Below are 17,142 nucleotides of genomic sequence, written 5' to 3'. Positions count from 1 at the left end.
TTTCTCCTTTAGATGTAGGTGAAACCAGCGTATCGGGCGCTAGGAGAAGTCAAGCATCAGGTCAGGATCGTAAGGCCGGGAGGAAACTGCTCGGCCGTTGGCCGCCCTTCGTTCAGGGCCTCGCAGACAGCATGCGTCGTCGTTCCCAGCGCGCGGGCCGCCTTGCGCAGGTTACCGCGATGTTCCGTCAGGGCGTCCATGGCCTTTTCGCTCGTGAGCACTGGTATGTCCGGCCGCGAGTAGACTGAAGCATCGGAGTATTGGACAGGTTTGCCCCCGACACGCGAGGCTGCTGCGGTAAGAGGCGCGTTCATTAAAACGATGAGTTGGGGCTTCCTGATCCATCGGAAAAACTCGCACCAGTGCTGGAGTCTCTCGGCCGCCTCTTCGGATGTCAGTCGCTGCGTGGACCAGCGATTGATGAGCACCTGCAAATGCTTGCTGCGAAAATTCCAGGGTGTCTGTAGCGCATAGCCGCTCGCGCGCAGCGCTTCAAAGCCCATCAACACCTCCGCCACGCGCCGACATTGCGTTTCGGCCGGCACAGCATCCTTGGCGCGAGTGCGCCAATCGTATGTCGCCGTGACCCGGCCTCTGGCGAGCCTGCGAAATTCCCGCCTGAATCCATAGGGCAGCCTGCTGCAGGCAATCACGTACCGGTAGTCGTAAAGAACGTACATGTCTGTTTTCCTTTGTTTGCATCCGTGACTTGGTCGGTGCGACAGAGGCACCGACCCGCGTTCAGCGGCGCGACGAGCGCACTGCTGTTTGAGTGCGCTGTTTATCGGGCCGCGCGCGCCACAGGAAAGGAAAATGTGCAGACGATGGCGAGCCGCCATCAAGACGCAGTCAGACGTGAAATTGGAGCAGCCGCCGCTAAACGCCGCCTGAAGAGGGGCGGTGGTCGGAAGTGTGCAAAGAAGAAAAAGAGAGAGGAAGCATAGCCGAGCGAACGACACTGGCACTCGCTGTGCCAAAGTGCACCTCGACGCCAAGAGAACGGAGGCGTACGGCCGAACGGATATACCGACAGGCTAACCGGAAGAAATACGGGTGGCTATGTCAGTTCAAGATCGATGCGTCGTGGACGCAGCATGAATATACTCCGACGCTCCCGAAGCTGGCAAGCCCGCGACTGGTGGAACGCATGTTATGCTGGTCACAGCCCAACAGCGGGGAACCAGCATGGATATTACCTGGCCGTTAATTGGAATCAATGTAATGTTTATAGGACTAGGGTGGGCGATGGAGCGTGGTGCGCGCCAAGAAAGAAAGAAACTCATCGCGCCACGTCCATCGGTCGTAGCTTCGCGCCAGAAAGAACAGCCACCGCGCGCCGGCGCTTCGCACCCGGCACAGCTGCACTGCCCACATTGCGGCCATATCATCGGCGATAGGGATTTCGCACGACAGCATGCGCCAACGGTCGACTGGCCGGGACGAGCATCGCGGGATTTCAGGCAGCCACCTGTCTGAGCACGACTCACTGACGCGCGTACGGAGTAGGCACCTTCGGGTGGCGCGGGCGGGGCGGACTCTCAGAGCACCGTACGGTGCCATTGCCTCGTTGGAGCGCCTGCCGGACGCAGGCATGCTGTCTGCGCCGATCATGGCGGCGATCTTGCCCCCTCGATATCCCGGGCCCAGACAATTCGGCTCTCACCGACCGAGTACGACCCGCTCAACAGGCGGACGATTCAAGGGCACCACGTGTCCTGTGTCGCGCGTCGGCCGAAGCCATTGAACGTCCAGGCGACAACCCGCTTTTTGTGCGAAAGCCACGCGCCCCTTTTGCAATCCCTGTAGCTATGTTCTAATAATTGCAGTACCGTTCGCTCACGTCACGAGCATCGACCATTACACCTCGTTGTTGGGGGTTTGGGGGCCTTTTCGCCCAATTCCTATAGATCCTTTGCTCAGCCGAACAGTCAAGCAAAGCACTTCGCGCGGTTCCTGTTAGCAGCATCGACATGAATCGAGCGCCTGCCGCTCGATCAGAGCCAGAGTCTTTCCCAAGGCCCAGAAGTTCCCACTGCGTGCTTCGCACGAGGCCTATCTCCCTCTTTCAGCCCAGTACGCGAGTCGATATCGCGTAGCAGCCAGTCACCTCTTCTGCAGCAAGTGATCGTCCGCCAACGGAAGTTACGTGCAGGCGAGCTTTTTGAACGCACCAGGGACTTGCCCCTGACGCCCTCGCCGCAAATGCGGGCCGTGTTCACGGTGCCTCCACGCCTTTAATGCAATCTGAGGGCGAGGAAGCATCTTCCCTTTTGCGATACACAGCGCAGCATCCATCCAAATAGGCCTTGCAGTCCGTTCATCTTCGGATGAAGACCGAAAGCGCTCCAATGGCGGCCCTGTTCCCTTGCAGGGTGCAGGCCGGTGCTTGTCTGGCACCCGCCGCTCGCCGCTCCCGCATCGACGCGATTCTTCCTTGCGGGGCTCCCATTTTCCCCTCCAGAACCTGCTTCACCAGGGCCCATCCGTAACCGGATCCCATAGCTCAACGCAGTGCCCGGCCCTCCCCCGAATTCAATTGCTTACGTACACGCTGCCCCCGCCCCGGGCCAGCGGTCCTTGCCGACATCCAACGTATTTGGGATATGTCACGAACTCATCGTGACCGGGGCCGTGTTCGCCTTCCCCGCAGGCGAACATGAGTAAAGCTGCGGGTCACAGCCGGGAGATAGCTCATGAGCATGATGTCAAAAGCCGTACACAGTTGCGCAGTAAGCAGCAAAAAAGCAGGCGGCAGTTTTGCGACACAGCAGAACAGGCGGTTCGACACAACAGGTCTTTTGCGCTTTGCCAGACAGCTCGGAGAGTTGCGGGCATCGGTCGGTGAAATTGCGCCGTGGGTGATCCATGCGTATGCCCAATACTGCATTGCGCAGGGCAAAACGGCTGGCACTCTCGCGAACATATTCTCGGCGGTTCGCGTCACATCGCGCCATGGCGGCCGGGACATCGATCATGTTTGCAACAACACGGAACTCCAACTGGTTCGAAGGGTACGAAGAGGAGCAAAACGGGCTATGAACCCGATGGAAATTGACCAGTTAATCGAGAGAGCGAAACGAATAGATCAGGGGCTAACGCACATGATATCGCTCGCCCTGCATCTCGGACTCCGACGCAAGGAAGCGCTGATGTGCGCGCCGGATCTACAGATGTGGCTTGACGCACTTGTGCGCGGCGACTCCACGCTTGCGCTGATGCGGGGCTCAAAAAACGCGAGGCCGAGGCAGGTACGGATCATCGAAAGCGAGCGCTCGCAAACCATCGAAGCCATCCGTTGCGCACTCGCGTACGCTCGCGAACACAATCTCGAATTGATTACTGGCACTGGCAGGACCCTCAAATCTGCCATGAACCGACTCAGAGCCCTGCTGCGTCGCGCGGGTATGGTTGGTCCAATCAGCTTTCATTCGCTTCGTTACACCTATGCGCTCAAGAGCGCACTGGAAATGCTGGACGGAGGAATGGCGCCCTATGAAGTCCTCGTGGAACTCAGCGAATCGCTCGGACACGGCCCCACGCGGATCCAGATGATCCTTGGGCACTACTGCCAGTCGATCCGGGAGAGGTTCGAGGGACATATATCGCTTCACAACATCGAATCCGATCGTCACCGGCCGCCGAGCAAACTCCCGCGGGCGACAGCGCGCCTTGCGGCCAAACGTCGACATAGCGAGTTAAGCGGCTACCCCATTGGCCGGATCGATGCGGCGCATGACGTAGCGTGTTCAGCAGACGACACGCCAGGGCAAGAACATCCTTTCAAAGCGTGAAAGACCACCATGTCCGATTCCTCACTCCTGGAACAAGTGAAGCGTTGCGCCGACAAGATAGGATGCAACGAGATGATGTGCGCCATCATGGTTAATGTCTGGTTCGAATTTGAGCAGACGATGGTTCCGCGTTCGCCACGGCCAATTCGGCTGCACGACCTGGACGTGGCTTCGCTTGCACGCTTTATCGAAGTGCGCTCCAAGCGATGCGTTAACGTCGAGCTACTTCTGCTGGAAATCACCTGCATCAGGATGGTGCTGTTGGAATCCGGCTTCCTTAACAACCAGTTGGCAGCCCTTAGCGTGCGAATAAAAAGGGAACGGCTTGCAAATGGCGAAAACGGTAAATATCGGTTCGGGAAAACGCTTTGTACCTGAGCTCTAAGCCATTAACTGCGAGAGGCAGATGACTTTGCACATCCCAGCGCGTTGCTGCAATTGAATCTTAACGCCTTGGGCGCCTGCTGCGCGGACAACGGCTGTGAGGGAGCAGGGCCGCTGTGCCGGTAGTGGCGCGGTGGCAGTTAAAGTCAGTTGCCTCAAGCAGAAAGATCCACACCAGCGTTTCTGATGGCTGCGCGTTTCGTCACCATGCAGCCCTCGTTACGCCTGGCATTGTGCGCGTTGTGCCGCGCGGACGCGATAAGCTCGATGGCGTTGACCAGTGAGCCACAGCGGGTGCTTCGTCGTCTAACCCGATATTTCCGTCGGCAGATCATATACATTAGTTATCCATAATTCCATAGTAGAAAACGAACGCTCCACGGGAATCGACTTCGGGCCCGCCCGGACCAGCCAGCCTCAGGTTTCCGACAGACATAGATTTGAACGCCCTGCCCCGCCTACACGGCCTCCAACTCGGGACGGCTTTGCGGGAGAAGCTCCTAAAAGCGATGAAAAAAACGCGGGCAAACTTTCCGCCCCAAAGATCCAGACAACGGCTGCGATTTCACTGTATGCGCTTGCCACAGAGGACGTCCATCAATGCAGGCCCAGCTGTTCGCTATTGGCGCCTGCGATTGCGGCGCCACATCGGACGACCGTATATCACTTCCTTTTCGCGACGACTTTCGAATCACTCTTTGCCTCTCAGCTCTCGCCCCAATCCGCACATCGCAGTTCCAGATGTGCGGCAAGTCTCCCGGGATCGAGATACTGCGGATGGCTGGCGCGGAAGCGGTTCAAGCGCGTGCGCATGAAATGATGAAGTTCTGACGGATACAGGATCGTGTCCGGCAGTGTGGGATCGAGTGCGCAATGTGAGGAGACGAAAATTGCAATGGACTCAACCGGGCAGCGATATTCGGCGAGTAGCGCACGCAGGTGCCGCACCGCGGGCTTTGCCCTGCGCAGTGGGGACGTCTGGATAGAAACAGCACCAGGCTCGTCATGTAAAAGGAGTTCGTCGTCGTTTACAGAGCGCTTTACGGTGCCCGTCCAGTCGTATCGATTAATGACAAACGCGCCAAACTCAGTCACAGCAAGACAATCTACCCACGTCACTGGATTGCGCGTTCCGGGCGCGTGCTCAAGCATGACGCCGCGCCGTACCACGAATGCGCGGTCGGACGTTGTCCGCAGGAGCGCTGCAACCGTTCTTGACAAGGGAAGAGACGAATGGCGTCGATGCGCCATCCAGCCGTCGCGATCGCCGGTAGGTTGCCTGAAGTCCGACGCCAGTTCAGGGGAACATGCGGCAGCACAATATGCATCTTTGTTCGCAGCGGAAAATAGCGTCTTGCCCCGTTTCATTTGTTCTCCTTTCGTGGACTGAAGAAGGTTATCGGACAGCGGCTCGCTCACGACCTGGACGGCTGGGGAGCAAAATCGTCATTCACCAGCGGTTTGGCGTGATGTCGGGTCGCAGATCCGAAGGATGGCCTATAACTCCAGCTTGCCATCCCCAGTCAGAAGTCAAGGCAACGCTTCAAGCAAAGAAGCAACTGCAGCGCGTACGTCACGGACCTTATTGCCCGCCACCCGTACAGCGGCCGCTACCGCTTAGCGCACGAAAGACGAGGGGGCACAAACGTACAACCAGAGGATAGGAATGCGGGGCCTACCAGGAAGACAGGATGCGTGCCGGACCTAGCTGGAAAGTGCCTGGAAAGAGGGCCTTACGGAAAACGTCACGCAGTCGACAAAACTGGACGACGAAACGCTGTCGGCCATTGCACACTGCCAGCAAGCGCTGCACTCGGGTTGAAACCATGGCCGGCCCTCGGCCGGTACAGATTCGCTATGTGTTGTAGTTTTCAGCTGCTGTCATCCGCTGATACGCGAGGTAAGGGCTGAGATGGAAGTTGCCTTTGTTACGGATGGATCTTTGGTGGAACATCACTTTAAAGTTTGCGATCATTGGAGATCGAGCGTGCCATCTCGATCTCCTCCGGACTAACGGTAACTCTCTTCACCACCTTTCGGATCGCACGCTCGATGTCGCGTCGGTATGGCAAGAGAGCGCCGGCGTCAATGCACTCGATGATGAGTCGCCGGGTTCCTCTACCCTTCCTGATGCGAATGCGATAATGGTCCGATGTCAGAACATTCACGCCGTTTAACTCCCGAAGAACAGTTTCGGGCGTTGCCTCGCTCCCTCCAGGGCTTAGACCTCTCACACGCTGCAATAGCGTTTGCCTGCCCAGCTCCTTGTCTAGCGCGAGTAGTTTCCGTCCAACAGCAAAAGTCAATTCGGCCTCACTGAAACTAACGGGCAAGCTACCCCGAAGCGCCATCATATACACCGCATCGCGTATGTTCTTTCGTGAAATGTCAAGTGCGCGGGCGCAGCCACTGTAAGTGGTCCATTCCCCTCTGGTCACACCCAGGTGATATCGATCGGAGATGTTTTTCGGTGAGTCCAGCGTCTTATTCAGAACCTTGTTCTCAGGGTTGCCTAAGTAGCGCAGCGCGCGCCTAGACGCAGCCCCTTGCCCATTTATCGTCGCAAGCACCGCTCGCGCTGAGAGCTTTCTGCCAGCCGCAACGTGCTCGCCGATTCGCTGAAACACGGTCTGAAGACCATCCCGCGCGATAACCTCGCGTATCACCCGCACGGAATACGGCGTTACCCCGGTGGCCGACTCAAACAAGTTGACTATCGCGGTGGGCAGAGCAGCCACTTTAAGCGCCAGCGAAAGTTCGGCCTGACTAACGCCAAGCGCGTTAAGTGCGCCCTTTTGGGTAGTCCATTTCCCTTTAGTCAGTCCGTCTTTATAGTAATGAGCAATAATGAAGCAATTGCGCTTTTTGAGTTGTCGAAGCAGTCCATCGGGGGTCATGGTTTTGTCTCACGCTTGATCCGGTGTTGCGGTAATCTGCAGGCAAAGCGTTACGATACGCGACTTGCCGCTCAAATGGCGACCGAATGGGGCACGAAAAATGCCCTGTTTCAAAAAAAGACGACGGCTGGTCAACCGCCGGGCAGTCACGTGGCATTGGAGGCATGAAATGCGCAGCCGCCGGCTACTGCTGCCGGTCTGGATGCAGAAGGGCACGCGTGCGCGGATTTCATACTTTTGGCCATCAGATGTCGTTACCACGCCGATGCGTCTTTCGCGCTTTCCCGAGAGTTTGCGACAAGATGGCCGAGCGCTTCGGTCCTGCCGAGTCGACGGCAGCTTGACTCGGCCCGCGTCGGTTTGGGGCGTCTGTCTTACAAATGTACTGCCGCCCCGTGAGCCGGCTCACGGTGGCACCAGCAGCGCGCTACCACCGCATCGTTCTGTTTTAATTGATGAAACAGGCTGGTTTGCGAAATCTCGATTGATTGATCAACGGCGCAAGGTTCGCAAATAAGGGGCACGCCGCGGATAGCACATAAGTGTTAGGGTCGATTCAAGACTGACCCACGAATGACAACTGCGGCGCATAGTGCCAGGAACCTGAGGTCGATGCTTATTCCGCTTCGCTCGACATCACTCCTTGAATGAACGTGAGCGCGCCACACTTGACCAGACGTCGTCTTAATGTCGGACGGAGTACAAGCCGGCGTCGACTGGCGCATCAACGAAAAATAGCAGCGGAAGTGTGTGGCAGAAACGGCCAATCTGCTCGCGGCGCTTTTCCCGCCTCGTTGCGCACCGATTCAATAGACAGCAACCGGCCCGTGGGAGCGGACGTCTAGGGAATCGAGGCCGGCAATGCCAATTCAGTTCCACAAGCTGCCTGTGATACGCCGGTGCCGCCGTTGCCGATCGCGCTTGCGCCCGCGATTGCTCATGTAGGCACCGTAGCCCAGGATCGGCGCCAGGACGAGCAGGACGAACAAACCGAGATTCATGATGGTCAACCTCCGTTCATTGAATGCGTAGCAGCGATGCCGCCGGCGCCTGAGCGCAGTAGCGCTCCCACCGCCTCAATAAAGCGATTTGCGAAGCGCGCCTGCCGAACTGAACGACCCCGAGTCCGTCGCCGATGTGCTGCACCGCCTTGCTCGCGATCCTCGAGCCTGCTTCGACGACTGCGAATCTGTTGTAGAGAAAATCGCGCCGAGACGGAGCATCAGCGCGGTTGCGCCGCACGCCAATTCTGAAGACGATGTTTGGAGGCGTCAACTGCCGTGTCCGCGTGCTGGCTCACGTAACGGTGCCACGCGGGGTACTCTCCACGGCTCGTTTTTTTGCGCGCAGGCTTGGTCCTGCGTAGCGGTGCCGGCTCCATCGCGTCGGCTCACCGAGTTGGCCGGGCAATGTGTGTTTTGCAAGAGTGTCAACACCGTGCGAAACGCCATCGTTGGGGTCTACTGTGGGTACGCTGCGTCGGCGCAGCACGATCCTTCTGTGTAAGACGGGGCGTGCACGGCTCCCGATTTGCGAACTCTGTACTGTTGATCGATTAATAGAAATTTCGCAAAATTAGCTCTTTTAATAAACGAAATCAATAGGATGCGGTAACGGCAGCGTGGCTGCCCCTACCGTTAGTCGGCTCCCGGTACCGCGACATTTGAGTGACCGACAGTCAAAACCGATGCATGCGCCAAGCGGCTGTCGACTGGGCAAGGTCGAAGAGATGGACCTGAGTGGTCCCGTCTTATCAGACATTGTCTTGGATGCTTACCGGCCGGCTACCGACATCGGGCACCCGAAGCATTTATCCCGCGCAAGCGTCCGGTTTGCAGTGTACGCAGCCGGACGACAACGAAGGAACGTCGTCGATTTGAAACCGTTGGCCAAGTCTTGATTGAAGGAACACAACTGGAAGGCGCCTACATCTAAACGCACTCTCTCATCGAAAGCTACGCCGAATATGTCGCCATTTGCCTGCACGGCAGGCTGATCGACCAGATACAGTTGGTTGAACACAGACGGTTGACTTCGACAAGCGGTAGGCAACGGTAGCGCGAGAACGGGCCGATGAGCATCGTCTGCACCGTCAGCCTCCGAAATCAGCAGGGTTTCACCGAAACGGAGAGCGTTAATGAAGGTTTCAGCATTTGGCGTCGACATCGGTTACGGCCACACCAAAGGGGCGTTCCGCACAGGAACCGATATCTCTACCGTGAGCTTTCCATCGCTCGCGCCTCTTGTATCCGAACTTGAGTTACCGCCAATCAGAAAACGCGTGGGCAACGCGTCGAGCGTTGTTTTGATGGAGGTGCAAGGCTCTCATTATGCAGTCGGCCCCGGAGTAGAGTCGTTGTCAGTTTGTTCACGCATAACGCGAACGTTGTTCGACAGTTTCTGTTTGACGCCCATGTTCGCGGCGCTGCTCGGCGGAGCACTGCACTCCGCCGGTGTAACCGACATCGAATGCATGGTGCTTGGCCTGCCGGCCCGCTTCAGCTGGAAATACTCTCGATATCTTCGCGATGCATTTACAGGCGCCCTCGATTTCGGCCAAGGTTCGATCCACGTCCGCTCGGCAAAGGTCGTTCCCCCGCTGCTCGGATCGCTCAGAATCTTCTCTGATTCTGGCGATGCCCGCTTTGATCCCGAGCACGACCATCTCCTCATCGATGTAGGCTACTCCGAGACTAACTGGCTGCTGTACCATGACCACAGGGTAGATGACCACTGTTCGGGCAGCGTCCGGGGCGGTGCATGGCAGGTCTATAGAACCATTGGATCGTTGATCGCGAACCAGGAACGCAGCCCTGTAGACAATATGGAACGCATTGGCCGATGCCTTGGCGACAAGAGGCCACTTCTGCACTACGGTAAGGACATCGACCTCGCTTCGTTTCTTGAAAGGTTACAAGCCGTCGTGAACGCTGCAGTGGCAAAAATCCGTGATCGCATCCACTATCCCTCGAGGCTGAGATCGGTCGTATTGACAGGAGGCGGAGCAAGCCTCTACGAGACAGCGGTTCGCGCCGCCTTCCCCCGGACACGCATCGACGTCCTAGACACGCCCTCACACGCAAATGCGAAGGGCTTCGTTCTGATTGGTGAGGCGGTGCTCGCTGGAAGGGAAATTGTGCCAATGTCTGCATGAACTCACGAAACGACGTGGCATCCTGGACCGACAACTGCAGCGCGTTGCTTCGAGGAGCACGAAAGAGGAGTTGGCCCTTCGCGTGACTGTTTGGCGAGCGGTACAGATTGTCAATTAAGATGTCCACCCGTGTTGCCTCACGGGATGGGTTTATTTTGGAGTACTTATCGCACTTCGGTATTGTTTTGCGGTGAACGCAGCTGCTGCTTGGCAACGTCCGCCTTCACCGCGCCGGCGTCGCCAGGTACGCGGTCACGACGTAGGAACGCAGGGTCCCATCGCTTCACCGTTAACTGCGTCGCGTCTTCCGCCGCGTCGAATCAGCCTAATTCAACAAACGACAAGGCCCCGTGGCTGCCCCGCCGGCTAGGCATAGCTCACTCGGTGTAACAGCTGTCGAGCTGACGATGGAGGATTAAGCGAAGGAAAAAGAAACCTTGCATATTTGGCGACTGTCAGGCGAAAGCAAAAACTCGGTTTCGTCGCAGCATTACAGATCTCGCACGGCTGGGAAAACGCGGCGCAAAAACGTGGCCACGATTATGCTTTGCGCAAGACATGCGATGCCGGCTAGTGCGAGGGATCTGACAGGTTCAAATGACGCAATCCCGGTCAGCGAGCATCATTGACCGCACGCTGCGGCACTTCTTCAGGCGCACACCGACTCGATTGCGCCAGGCTCATGAACATCGCGAGCAACGCGGTTAGCCGTCGCCGCTGAGGTAAAACGAGCTCGAACTGCTCCCCGATCGATACGGCGCGAGCAATCCAATATGCAGGTCCCAGATAGCCGGGCAGCTCTCGATATTCAGTGTTCAACAAGTAAGATGCGACGGTTTCCAGATGAGCGATTTCTGAGTCGGCGAGCATCGCGGGTAGTTTGCGACAAGCAGTTGCTGATGCGCCGTTCCTCTGGAGTTCTTGATTTGTATTGGGTTTGGGATAACGCTTCGTGAAACGGTCCATGTTTCAATGAGATCGGCTGATGTGATTCCATCTTGCCGACGTCATTGAAAAGTCAAGGCAGTACCAAGGTGAGAGTGCGGCGAGGGGTGTCCGGATCGTGGTGTGCCAGGGTCCCACCAAGAGCGCAGCGGAGCCCCCGACTGCGTAAGCGGTCAGAGACGCATTGGAAAAAGGTGGCGCGCCACTCCAGGCACGTAGGATGGTAGACGCCGACGGGCTACCGCGGACAACAGGACACGCCATTGCGGCACTGCTGTGGCTTGCACACCCTCGCAGAGTCGTAAGCGCTCTTTAAACCACACTGGATAGTGAGATGTTTTGGAAAGCAGGGCTTCAGGTTTGTCTACTTTTGGCCCAGCTGCTCAACGCCATCCCCATCAGCATCGGGTTGGCGGCCCCTCGGTCAAGCAGTTGGGGCATCAAAGTCATCGCCTGACCACGTTTCATAACGCTTCGCTGTATGGCTCGCGGTCCGTTTGAGTGACCTCTTTCACCTAAAGTCATAATGCCAGTCATCGCGGAGGGGATACTGATAGACGAACCGGTTGTCGCGGATATGAATCCAGCATAACCTCGCCGTGCGGTCATCCACCATTTCGCGATTTTCAGAGAAAAGATGGAGCACGGTGTCGTTATTGGCAGCCCCGCATCAGAGCCAGTACGCATGCCTTGTCACAGGCGCCAGCGTCAACGTCGTCGGGTTCGGTGCCGGTGATATGTTCGGCCTCGGACGAAGACGCGATCCTTGAACTTATCCCTGCTCGGAGGAAAGCGCCTCCTCTGCGCGAGACAAAACTGCTCTTCGCGCTGGGTAATCCGTTCGCAGAGTTGCCGGCTGCATGTCTCTTGCTTGCGAATGCAGGTCTGAGCGGCGGGCGGCACTCGGGAAAAGTCGTCGTCGTTTATGCCTTCCCGATAGCGAAGCGCCCCCAATGGGTTTGCGGGAATCGTGACAGGCCGACCGCTTCTTGCTAACGGGCGGACGCCCGACGCTCGAGCAACAGCCCCTCGCCGAGCGATTTTGGCGGCCAGAAATCTCCTTTGCACACCGCCGCTCGATGCTTACGAGGCTCGGATACCCGCTGGCTGCACACTGCGCAACGTGGTCGACGTCGCCGGCTGATATTCCGCAACCCAACGGCGCAGATCGCGGCGAACTTCGTCGTCGGTCGGCACGCGGTGCTGCATCAGCCACGGCAGCAGGTTGTCGATCAGGCTGTCCGGCACTTCGCGCGCCCGCGCGATGCGCAGCTTCGGATGCGGCGTGCGCGTGGTGGTTTCGTCGTCGGCGAGCAGTTCTTCGTAGAGCTTTTCGCCCGGACGCAGGCCCGTGAACACCACGCGAATCTGCTCGTCGGTGAAGCCGTAAAGCCGGATCAGATCATGCGCGAGATCGGCGATGCGCACCGGCTTGCCCATGTCGAGAATGAAAATCTCGCCGCCGCGCCCCATGCTCGACGCCTGCAACACAAGCTGCGACGCCTCGGGAATCGTCATGAAAAACCGCGTGATTTCCGGATGCGTGACCGTGACAGGACCGCCGCGTGCAATCTGCTCCTGGAACTTCGGAATCACGCTGCCCGCGCTGCCGAGCACATTGCCGAAGCGCACGGTCTCGAACTGCGTGCGCCGCGCGCCCTGCTGTTGCAGCGACGAACACACCATCTCCGCGAGGCGCTTGCTCGCGCCCATAACGTTGGTCGGATTGACGGCCTTGTCGGTGGAAATCAGCACGAAGCGCGCGACGTCGTGACGGATCGCCGCGCGCGCGACGCGATAGGTGCCGAGCACGTTGTTGCGCACGGCCTGCCACGCGTTGACCTCTTCCATCAGCGGGACATGCTTGTAGGCCGCGGCGTGGAAAACGATATGCGGGCTGTAGCGCGCCATCACCTGATCGAGCAGCAACGAGTCCTTCACGTCGCCGATGATCGGCACCACCGACACTTTCGGATATTTGTCCGAGAGCTCCTCATTGAGGCGATAGATGGAGAACTCGGAGACGTCGAACGCGACCAGTTGCACCGGGCCGAAGCGCAGAATCTGCCGGCACAGTTCGGAGCCGATCGAGCCGCCCGCGCCCGTCACCATGACGACGCGGTTCTTCAGCAATGCCTCGACGTCGTCGGTGTCGATCATGACCGGATCGCGGCCAAGCAGGTCTTCGAGATCGATCTGGCGGACGCGCGACAGGAAGGCCTGGCCTTGCGTGACTGCGGTCAACGCCGGCAGCACGAGCGCGCGGACGCCGGCTCGCACGCAAAGCGTTGCGACGCGGCGTTGGACGTCGACCGACGCCGAAGGAATGGCGATGATAGCGTACTCGGTTTTCAACTCCTCGGCCATGCGCGGCAATTCGCTGATCGGCCCGAGCACCTTGTAGCCGTAAATTTCGCGACCGTGCTTGGAAACGTCGTCGTCAAGCAGTCCGACGAGACGCCATTCGCTCGAGCGCGACAACTCACGGGCGAGGCTCGCGCCCGCGTTGCCGGCGCCGAGCACGACCACGGGCTTGCCCTGGGCGACGAGGCCGCCGTACAGGTAGAACTCTTTGGTCGCACGGTAAAGCGCCCGCGATCCGCCCATGGCGAGGAACAGGAAGAGCGGCGAGACGACGAGCACCGAACGCGGCACGATCGGCGAGGGCTGCACCAGTACGGAAACAACCATCGCGACAAGCGCGCCCGCGATCACGGCTTTCGAAATCCGAACGAGGTCGGGCAGGCTCGCGAACACCCACATGCCGCGATACAGGCCGAAGATGCGGAACATCATGCCGTAGACCGGCAGGACCCAAAGCAGCGACCGCAGAGCGCCGACGCGGAACTCGTAGGGAATCGAGCCGTTAAAGCGAAGGAGATACGCGATAAGCCACGATCCGGCAACTGCGGAAAGATCGAACAGGAAAGCGCTGAAAGACAGCCAAGCGGCCTTGTTTCGTAACATCAGCGGCATCCCTTACTTGTCTGACCGTGTTGATTGGAAATGACGCCAGCGCATGTCGATGACCACGCCTGCCAGAAAGAGAACTATCACCCAGGCGGTGACGATACACCACTGAAAAACGGTAGCGCGGCCAAGAGTAATTATAGCAAGCGTTGTGCCAGTGACCATGAGCGCATACCATGCGAGGGCTGTCTTCGCGTGCCCAATCCCACTACGCACCATACGCTGATAGTAGTGCTCGCGGTGCGCTTCCCAAAATTTTTCTCCGCGCAGCAGGCGGCAAGCGAGCGTGACCGACGCGTCGGCGATGAAAGGCGCGAACACCATCACCGGAAACCAAACCGGCCAGACGCCGCCGCGCCAGCCCCAATAACCGAAGGCGCCGGCGAGAAAGCCGAGCGATATCGATCCTGCGTCGCCGAGAAAAACGCGCGCCGGGTGAAAGTTGAAAACCAGGAAACCCAGAGCAGCACCGGACACCGCGACGGACGACCACGCCAGTTCCGGCAAGGGACGCTCACTGAGCAGCGCGGCGACGGCATAGCCGGCGAAGCCGAACAAGGCCATTCCGCCCGCGAGCCCGTCCGCGCCGTCCATGAAATTGTAGAGGTTGACCAGCCACAACATCAGGAAGGCCAGGACTCCCAGCGCCCACCAGGGCACGCTGGCCGGGAACGCCGCGACCAGGCCGACGACAGCCACCAGGTGAGCCGCGAAGCGGACCCGCGCGGGCAGACCGCGGCGGTCGTCGATCTGTGAAACAGCCGCGAGAAACGCCGTGCCCAAGGCCGCGCACCAGAGCGCCGGAGCTAACAGCAACATCGCCGCCACGCTGACGGGAACAATGCCCCAGCCGCCGACTCGCGGCGTGGGCGCGTGATGAAGCGACCGGTCATTGGGGACGTCGGTGGCGAGACGCCAGGCAAGTCCGGTTCGCAGCAACGTCCAAAGAATCGCGGCGCAAGCGCAGGCGGCTCCCAGCCCGATCAGGACTGCAGCCGACCAGGCCGGTAACGAGGCAAGGTATCTCAGCACCCGCTGCCTCCTCGTGTGCGGCGATACCAGCGGGCGGTCGCGGCCAGCCCTTCGTCGGTGGAATGCGGAGCGTGCCAGTCCAGCACGGTTCGGATGCGCGTGGTATCCACCTGCAACGCGCCGACGAGCCGGTCTATTTGAGCGGAGCGGCCTGTCAGCCGGCCTGCGAGACGCAGCAGGCTCTCAGGTATCGGAACGAGCCGCGCTGGCTTCTCCAAGTGACGGCCGAGCGCGCGGCACAATTCGGCCACGGTCGGCGCGTCGGTGTCCGCGACATGGAAGCATTGCCCCGTGGCGCGTGGATCGATTGCACAGCGCATCAGCGCATCGGCGAGATTTTCGACATAGACGAGACTGCGTCGTCCGCGCACGGCCCCGAGCGGCAGTGGCATCCCGCGCCATATGCCGTCCATCAGACGCAGAAAGTTGGCGCGCACCTCGGGCCCATACACGAGCGGCGGACGCACGATCACCACTTCGAGCCCCGACTCGCGACCGTAACGAACCAGCGCCTGCTCGGCGGCCCGTTTCGAGCGGCCGTAAGCGTCTTCGGGAGCCGGCACGTCGTCTTCAGTCAGCGGACGGCCGTTGTCGGCTTCCGCGATCGCCTTGATACTGCTGACAAAGACGAAACGCCGTACGCCATGTCGCCGCGCAGCGTGCGCAACGCGCAGCGTGCCGTCGACATTCGTCGCATGGAAAGCGGCTTCAGGATGTTCCGAAACTTCGTACATGACATGCACGCGCGCCGCCAGGTGGACGACACAATCGGCAGCGAGCCCCGCCGGCCATTGCGCTTCGAGCGCCGCGAAGTCCGCGCTCGGCTCGATCCACTCGCTGACACCCGGCTCGACGCCCCCGCCGCGCCGGACGAGACCGGTGACCGCGTGCCCCGCATCGCACAAGGCACGGCACAGCGCGCGACCGACAAACCCGTTGGCTCCAGTAACGAGTACGTGACTCATAGCCACTTCCATCCGAAGCGATTGAAGAACTTGTAGGCGGAAGCCACGAACATGCGGATATGAGCGAAGCCTTTGTTCGCCGCGCCGCCGCCGTGGTGCAGAACCCGGACCGAGGGCGCGTAGACGACCCGCGTGACGTCGTGGGCGCGAAGGCTCAGATCGTAGTCCTCGAAATAAAGGAAGTATCGGGCGTCGAAGCCCGCCAGTTGCTTCAACACGTTCGTGCGAAACATCATGAAGCAGCCGCTGACGATCGGCGGGTCCCAAACGACGTCCTGGGCGTTGATCATGTCGCGCATCTCATACCGTGCGAGGCGGCGCGCGAACCGCCGCCGCAACCGTGCAGGCAGAAAACCACGCGCGAATAGATCCAGAAACGTGGGGTATCGTCGGCAAAGGAATAGTTGATGGCCGTGCTCATCGCCTATCCAGGGCGTGATAAGTCCGGCCTGCGCATGGGCGTCGAAGAAATCAAAGGCTTTGCACAATGCGTCGGGCGCCAGATCGATGTCGGGGTTCAGCACAAGGTGATAGCGGTTCGCGCTGCGTTCGATCGCGAGGTTATGGCCGCGGCCGTAGCCCACGTTGCCATGTCCGGAAATGACGGTAGTCGAGACTCCGTGCCGTTCCAGTTCAGTGAGCGTGGCCCGCATGTCAGGCAGGCCGCCGTTGTCCACAAGGTACAAGCTGATCGGCACGCCCGGTCGGCCGGCGCGCAAGCTCTCGCTCGCCGCCGCGAGGCCAGCAAGCGTGGCGTTCAGCTGCTCTATATTCGGGCGATAGACCACCACCGACACGGACAGTCCTTCCAGTCCTGAATGCGGCTCTGCTGTAGCTTTCATGAGTTGTAACTGCGTGTCTTGTGGCGGGCACGTCGGTCGAAATGCCGTTGTTTGGCCGAACAAAGTTTGCTCAAGCTTGCCGGTTCCGGCAAGTCGGCTTTACGTTCGTGATCGGCGGGCCCGCAATTATCTCATTACCAGGCAGGGGCCAAGGCGGCGCGA

At 59.3% G+C, this 17,142-nt stretch carries 12 protein-coding genes; 3 read left to right on the top strand and 9 right to left on the bottom strand.

Features of this window, described 5'->3' with window-relative positions; all coding sequences use genetic code 11:
* Positions 1–56: 56 nt before the first annotated feature.
* Positions 57–680, bottom strand: a complete 624-nt coding sequence (locus tag ABIE53_RS05675) for a hypothetical protein (protein WP_192700144.1) — start codon at positions 678–680, stop codon at positions 57–59.
* 2,013 nt (positions 681–2,693) lie between these two features.
* On the opposite strand from ABIE53_RS05675, the gene ABIE53_RS05670 reads away from it, so the two are divergent.
* Together ABIE53_RS05670 and ABIE53_RS05665 are read left to right on the top strand one after the other, a co-directional pair.
* Positions 2,694–3,791: an integrase domain-containing protein gene (locus tag ABIE53_RS05670; protein WP_192700143.1), complete on the top strand. Its 1,098-nt coding sequence runs from the start codon at positions 2,694–2,696 to the stop codon at positions 3,789–3,791.
* A 9-nt stretch (positions 3,792–3,800) separates the two neighbouring features.
* Positions 3,801–4,169 (top strand): hypothetical protein, encoded by a 369-nt coding sequence (locus ABIE53_RS05665; RefSeq protein ID WP_192700142.1) that lies wholly within the window; start codon positions 3,801–3,803, stop codon positions 4,167–4,169.
* 711 nt (positions 4,170–4,880) lie between these two features.
* Here the strand turns inward: ABIE53_RS05665 and ABIE53_RS05660 are convergent.
* From ABIE53_RS05660 to ABIE53_RS05650, 3 genes are all read right to left on the bottom strand, one after another.
* Positions 4,881–5,543, bottom strand: coding sequence for a nuclease-related domain-containing protein (locus ABIE53_RS05660; RefSeq protein WP_192700141.1), 663 nt, complete (start codon positions 5,541–5,543; stop codon positions 4,881–4,883).
* A 590-nt stretch (positions 5,544–6,133) separates the two neighbouring features.
* Complete coding sequence (locus tag ABIE53_RS05655; RefSeq protein ID WP_192700140.1) at positions 6,134–7,072, bottom strand: hypothetical protein; 939 nt, start codon at positions 7,070–7,072, stop codon at positions 6,134–6,136.
* An 869-nt stretch (positions 7,073–7,941) separates the two neighbouring features.
* Positions 7,942–8,073 (bottom strand): hypothetical protein, encoded by a 132-nt coding sequence (locus ABIE53_RS05650; RefSeq protein ID WP_310075869.1) that lies wholly within the window; start codon positions 8,071–8,073, stop codon positions 7,942–7,944.
* A gap of 1,136 nt (positions 8,074–9,209) precedes the next feature.
* Between ABIE53_RS05650 and ABIE53_RS05645 the strand changes: the two genes are divergently transcribed.
* The gene (locus ABIE53_RS05645) at positions 9,210–10,226 is read left to right on the top strand and encodes a PRTRC system protein D (protein WP_192700139.1); all 1,017 of its coding nucleotides are present in this window, start codon (positions 9,210–9,212) and stop codon (positions 10,224–10,226) included.
* A 612-nt stretch (positions 10,227–10,838) separates the two neighbouring features.
* On the opposite strand, the gene ABIE53_RS05640 is transcribed toward ABIE53_RS05645, so the two are convergent.
* The 5 genes from ABIE53_RS05640 to ABIE53_RS05620 form a co-directional block, all read right to left on the bottom strand.
* A complete protein-coding gene (locus ABIE53_RS05640) occupies positions 10,839–11,192 on the bottom strand; it encodes a hypothetical protein (RefSeq protein WP_192700138.1) in 354 nt (117 codons plus the stop codon).
* A gap of 1,062 nt (positions 11,193–12,254) precedes the next feature.
* Positions 12,255–14,138: a polysaccharide biosynthesis protein gene (locus ABIE53_RS05635; protein WP_192700137.1), complete on the bottom strand. Its 1,884-nt coding sequence runs from the start codon at positions 14,136–14,138 to the stop codon at positions 12,255–12,257.
* Positions 14,139–14,150: 12 nt separating this feature from the next.
* Positions 14,151–15,173 carry an MraY family glycosyltransferase gene (locus ABIE53_RS05630; RefSeq protein ID WP_192700136.1) on the bottom strand — a complete coding sequence of 341 codons (1,023 nt, stop codon included), beginning with the start codon at positions 15,171–15,173 and terminating at the stop codon, positions 14,151–14,153.
* Complete coding sequence (locus tag ABIE53_RS05625; RefSeq protein ID WP_192700135.1) at positions 15,167–16,138, bottom strand: UDP-glucose 4-epimerase family protein; 972 nt, start codon at positions 16,136–16,138, stop codon at positions 15,167–15,169. Before ABIE53_RS05625 ends, ABIE53_RS05630 begins: the two co-directional genes overlap by 7 nt.
* A complete protein-coding gene (locus ABIE53_RS05620) occupies positions 16,135–16,980 on the bottom strand; it encodes a glycosyltransferase family 2 protein (RefSeq protein ID WP_192700179.1) in 846 nt (281 codons plus the stop codon). The genes ABIE53_RS05625 and ABIE53_RS05620 overlap by 4 nt, the downstream gene beginning before the upstream one ends.
* Positions 16,981–17,142 lie beyond the last annotated feature (162 nt).

This window comes from Paraburkholderia sp. OAS925, assembly GCF_040543975.1.
GTDB lineage: Bacteria > Pseudomonadota > Gammaproteobacteria > Burkholderiales > Burkholderiaceae > Paraburkholderia > Paraburkholderia graminis.
The sequence above is the reverse complement of the archived record's forward strand: the minus strand, read 5'-3'. Positions and strand labels throughout refer to the sequence as shown.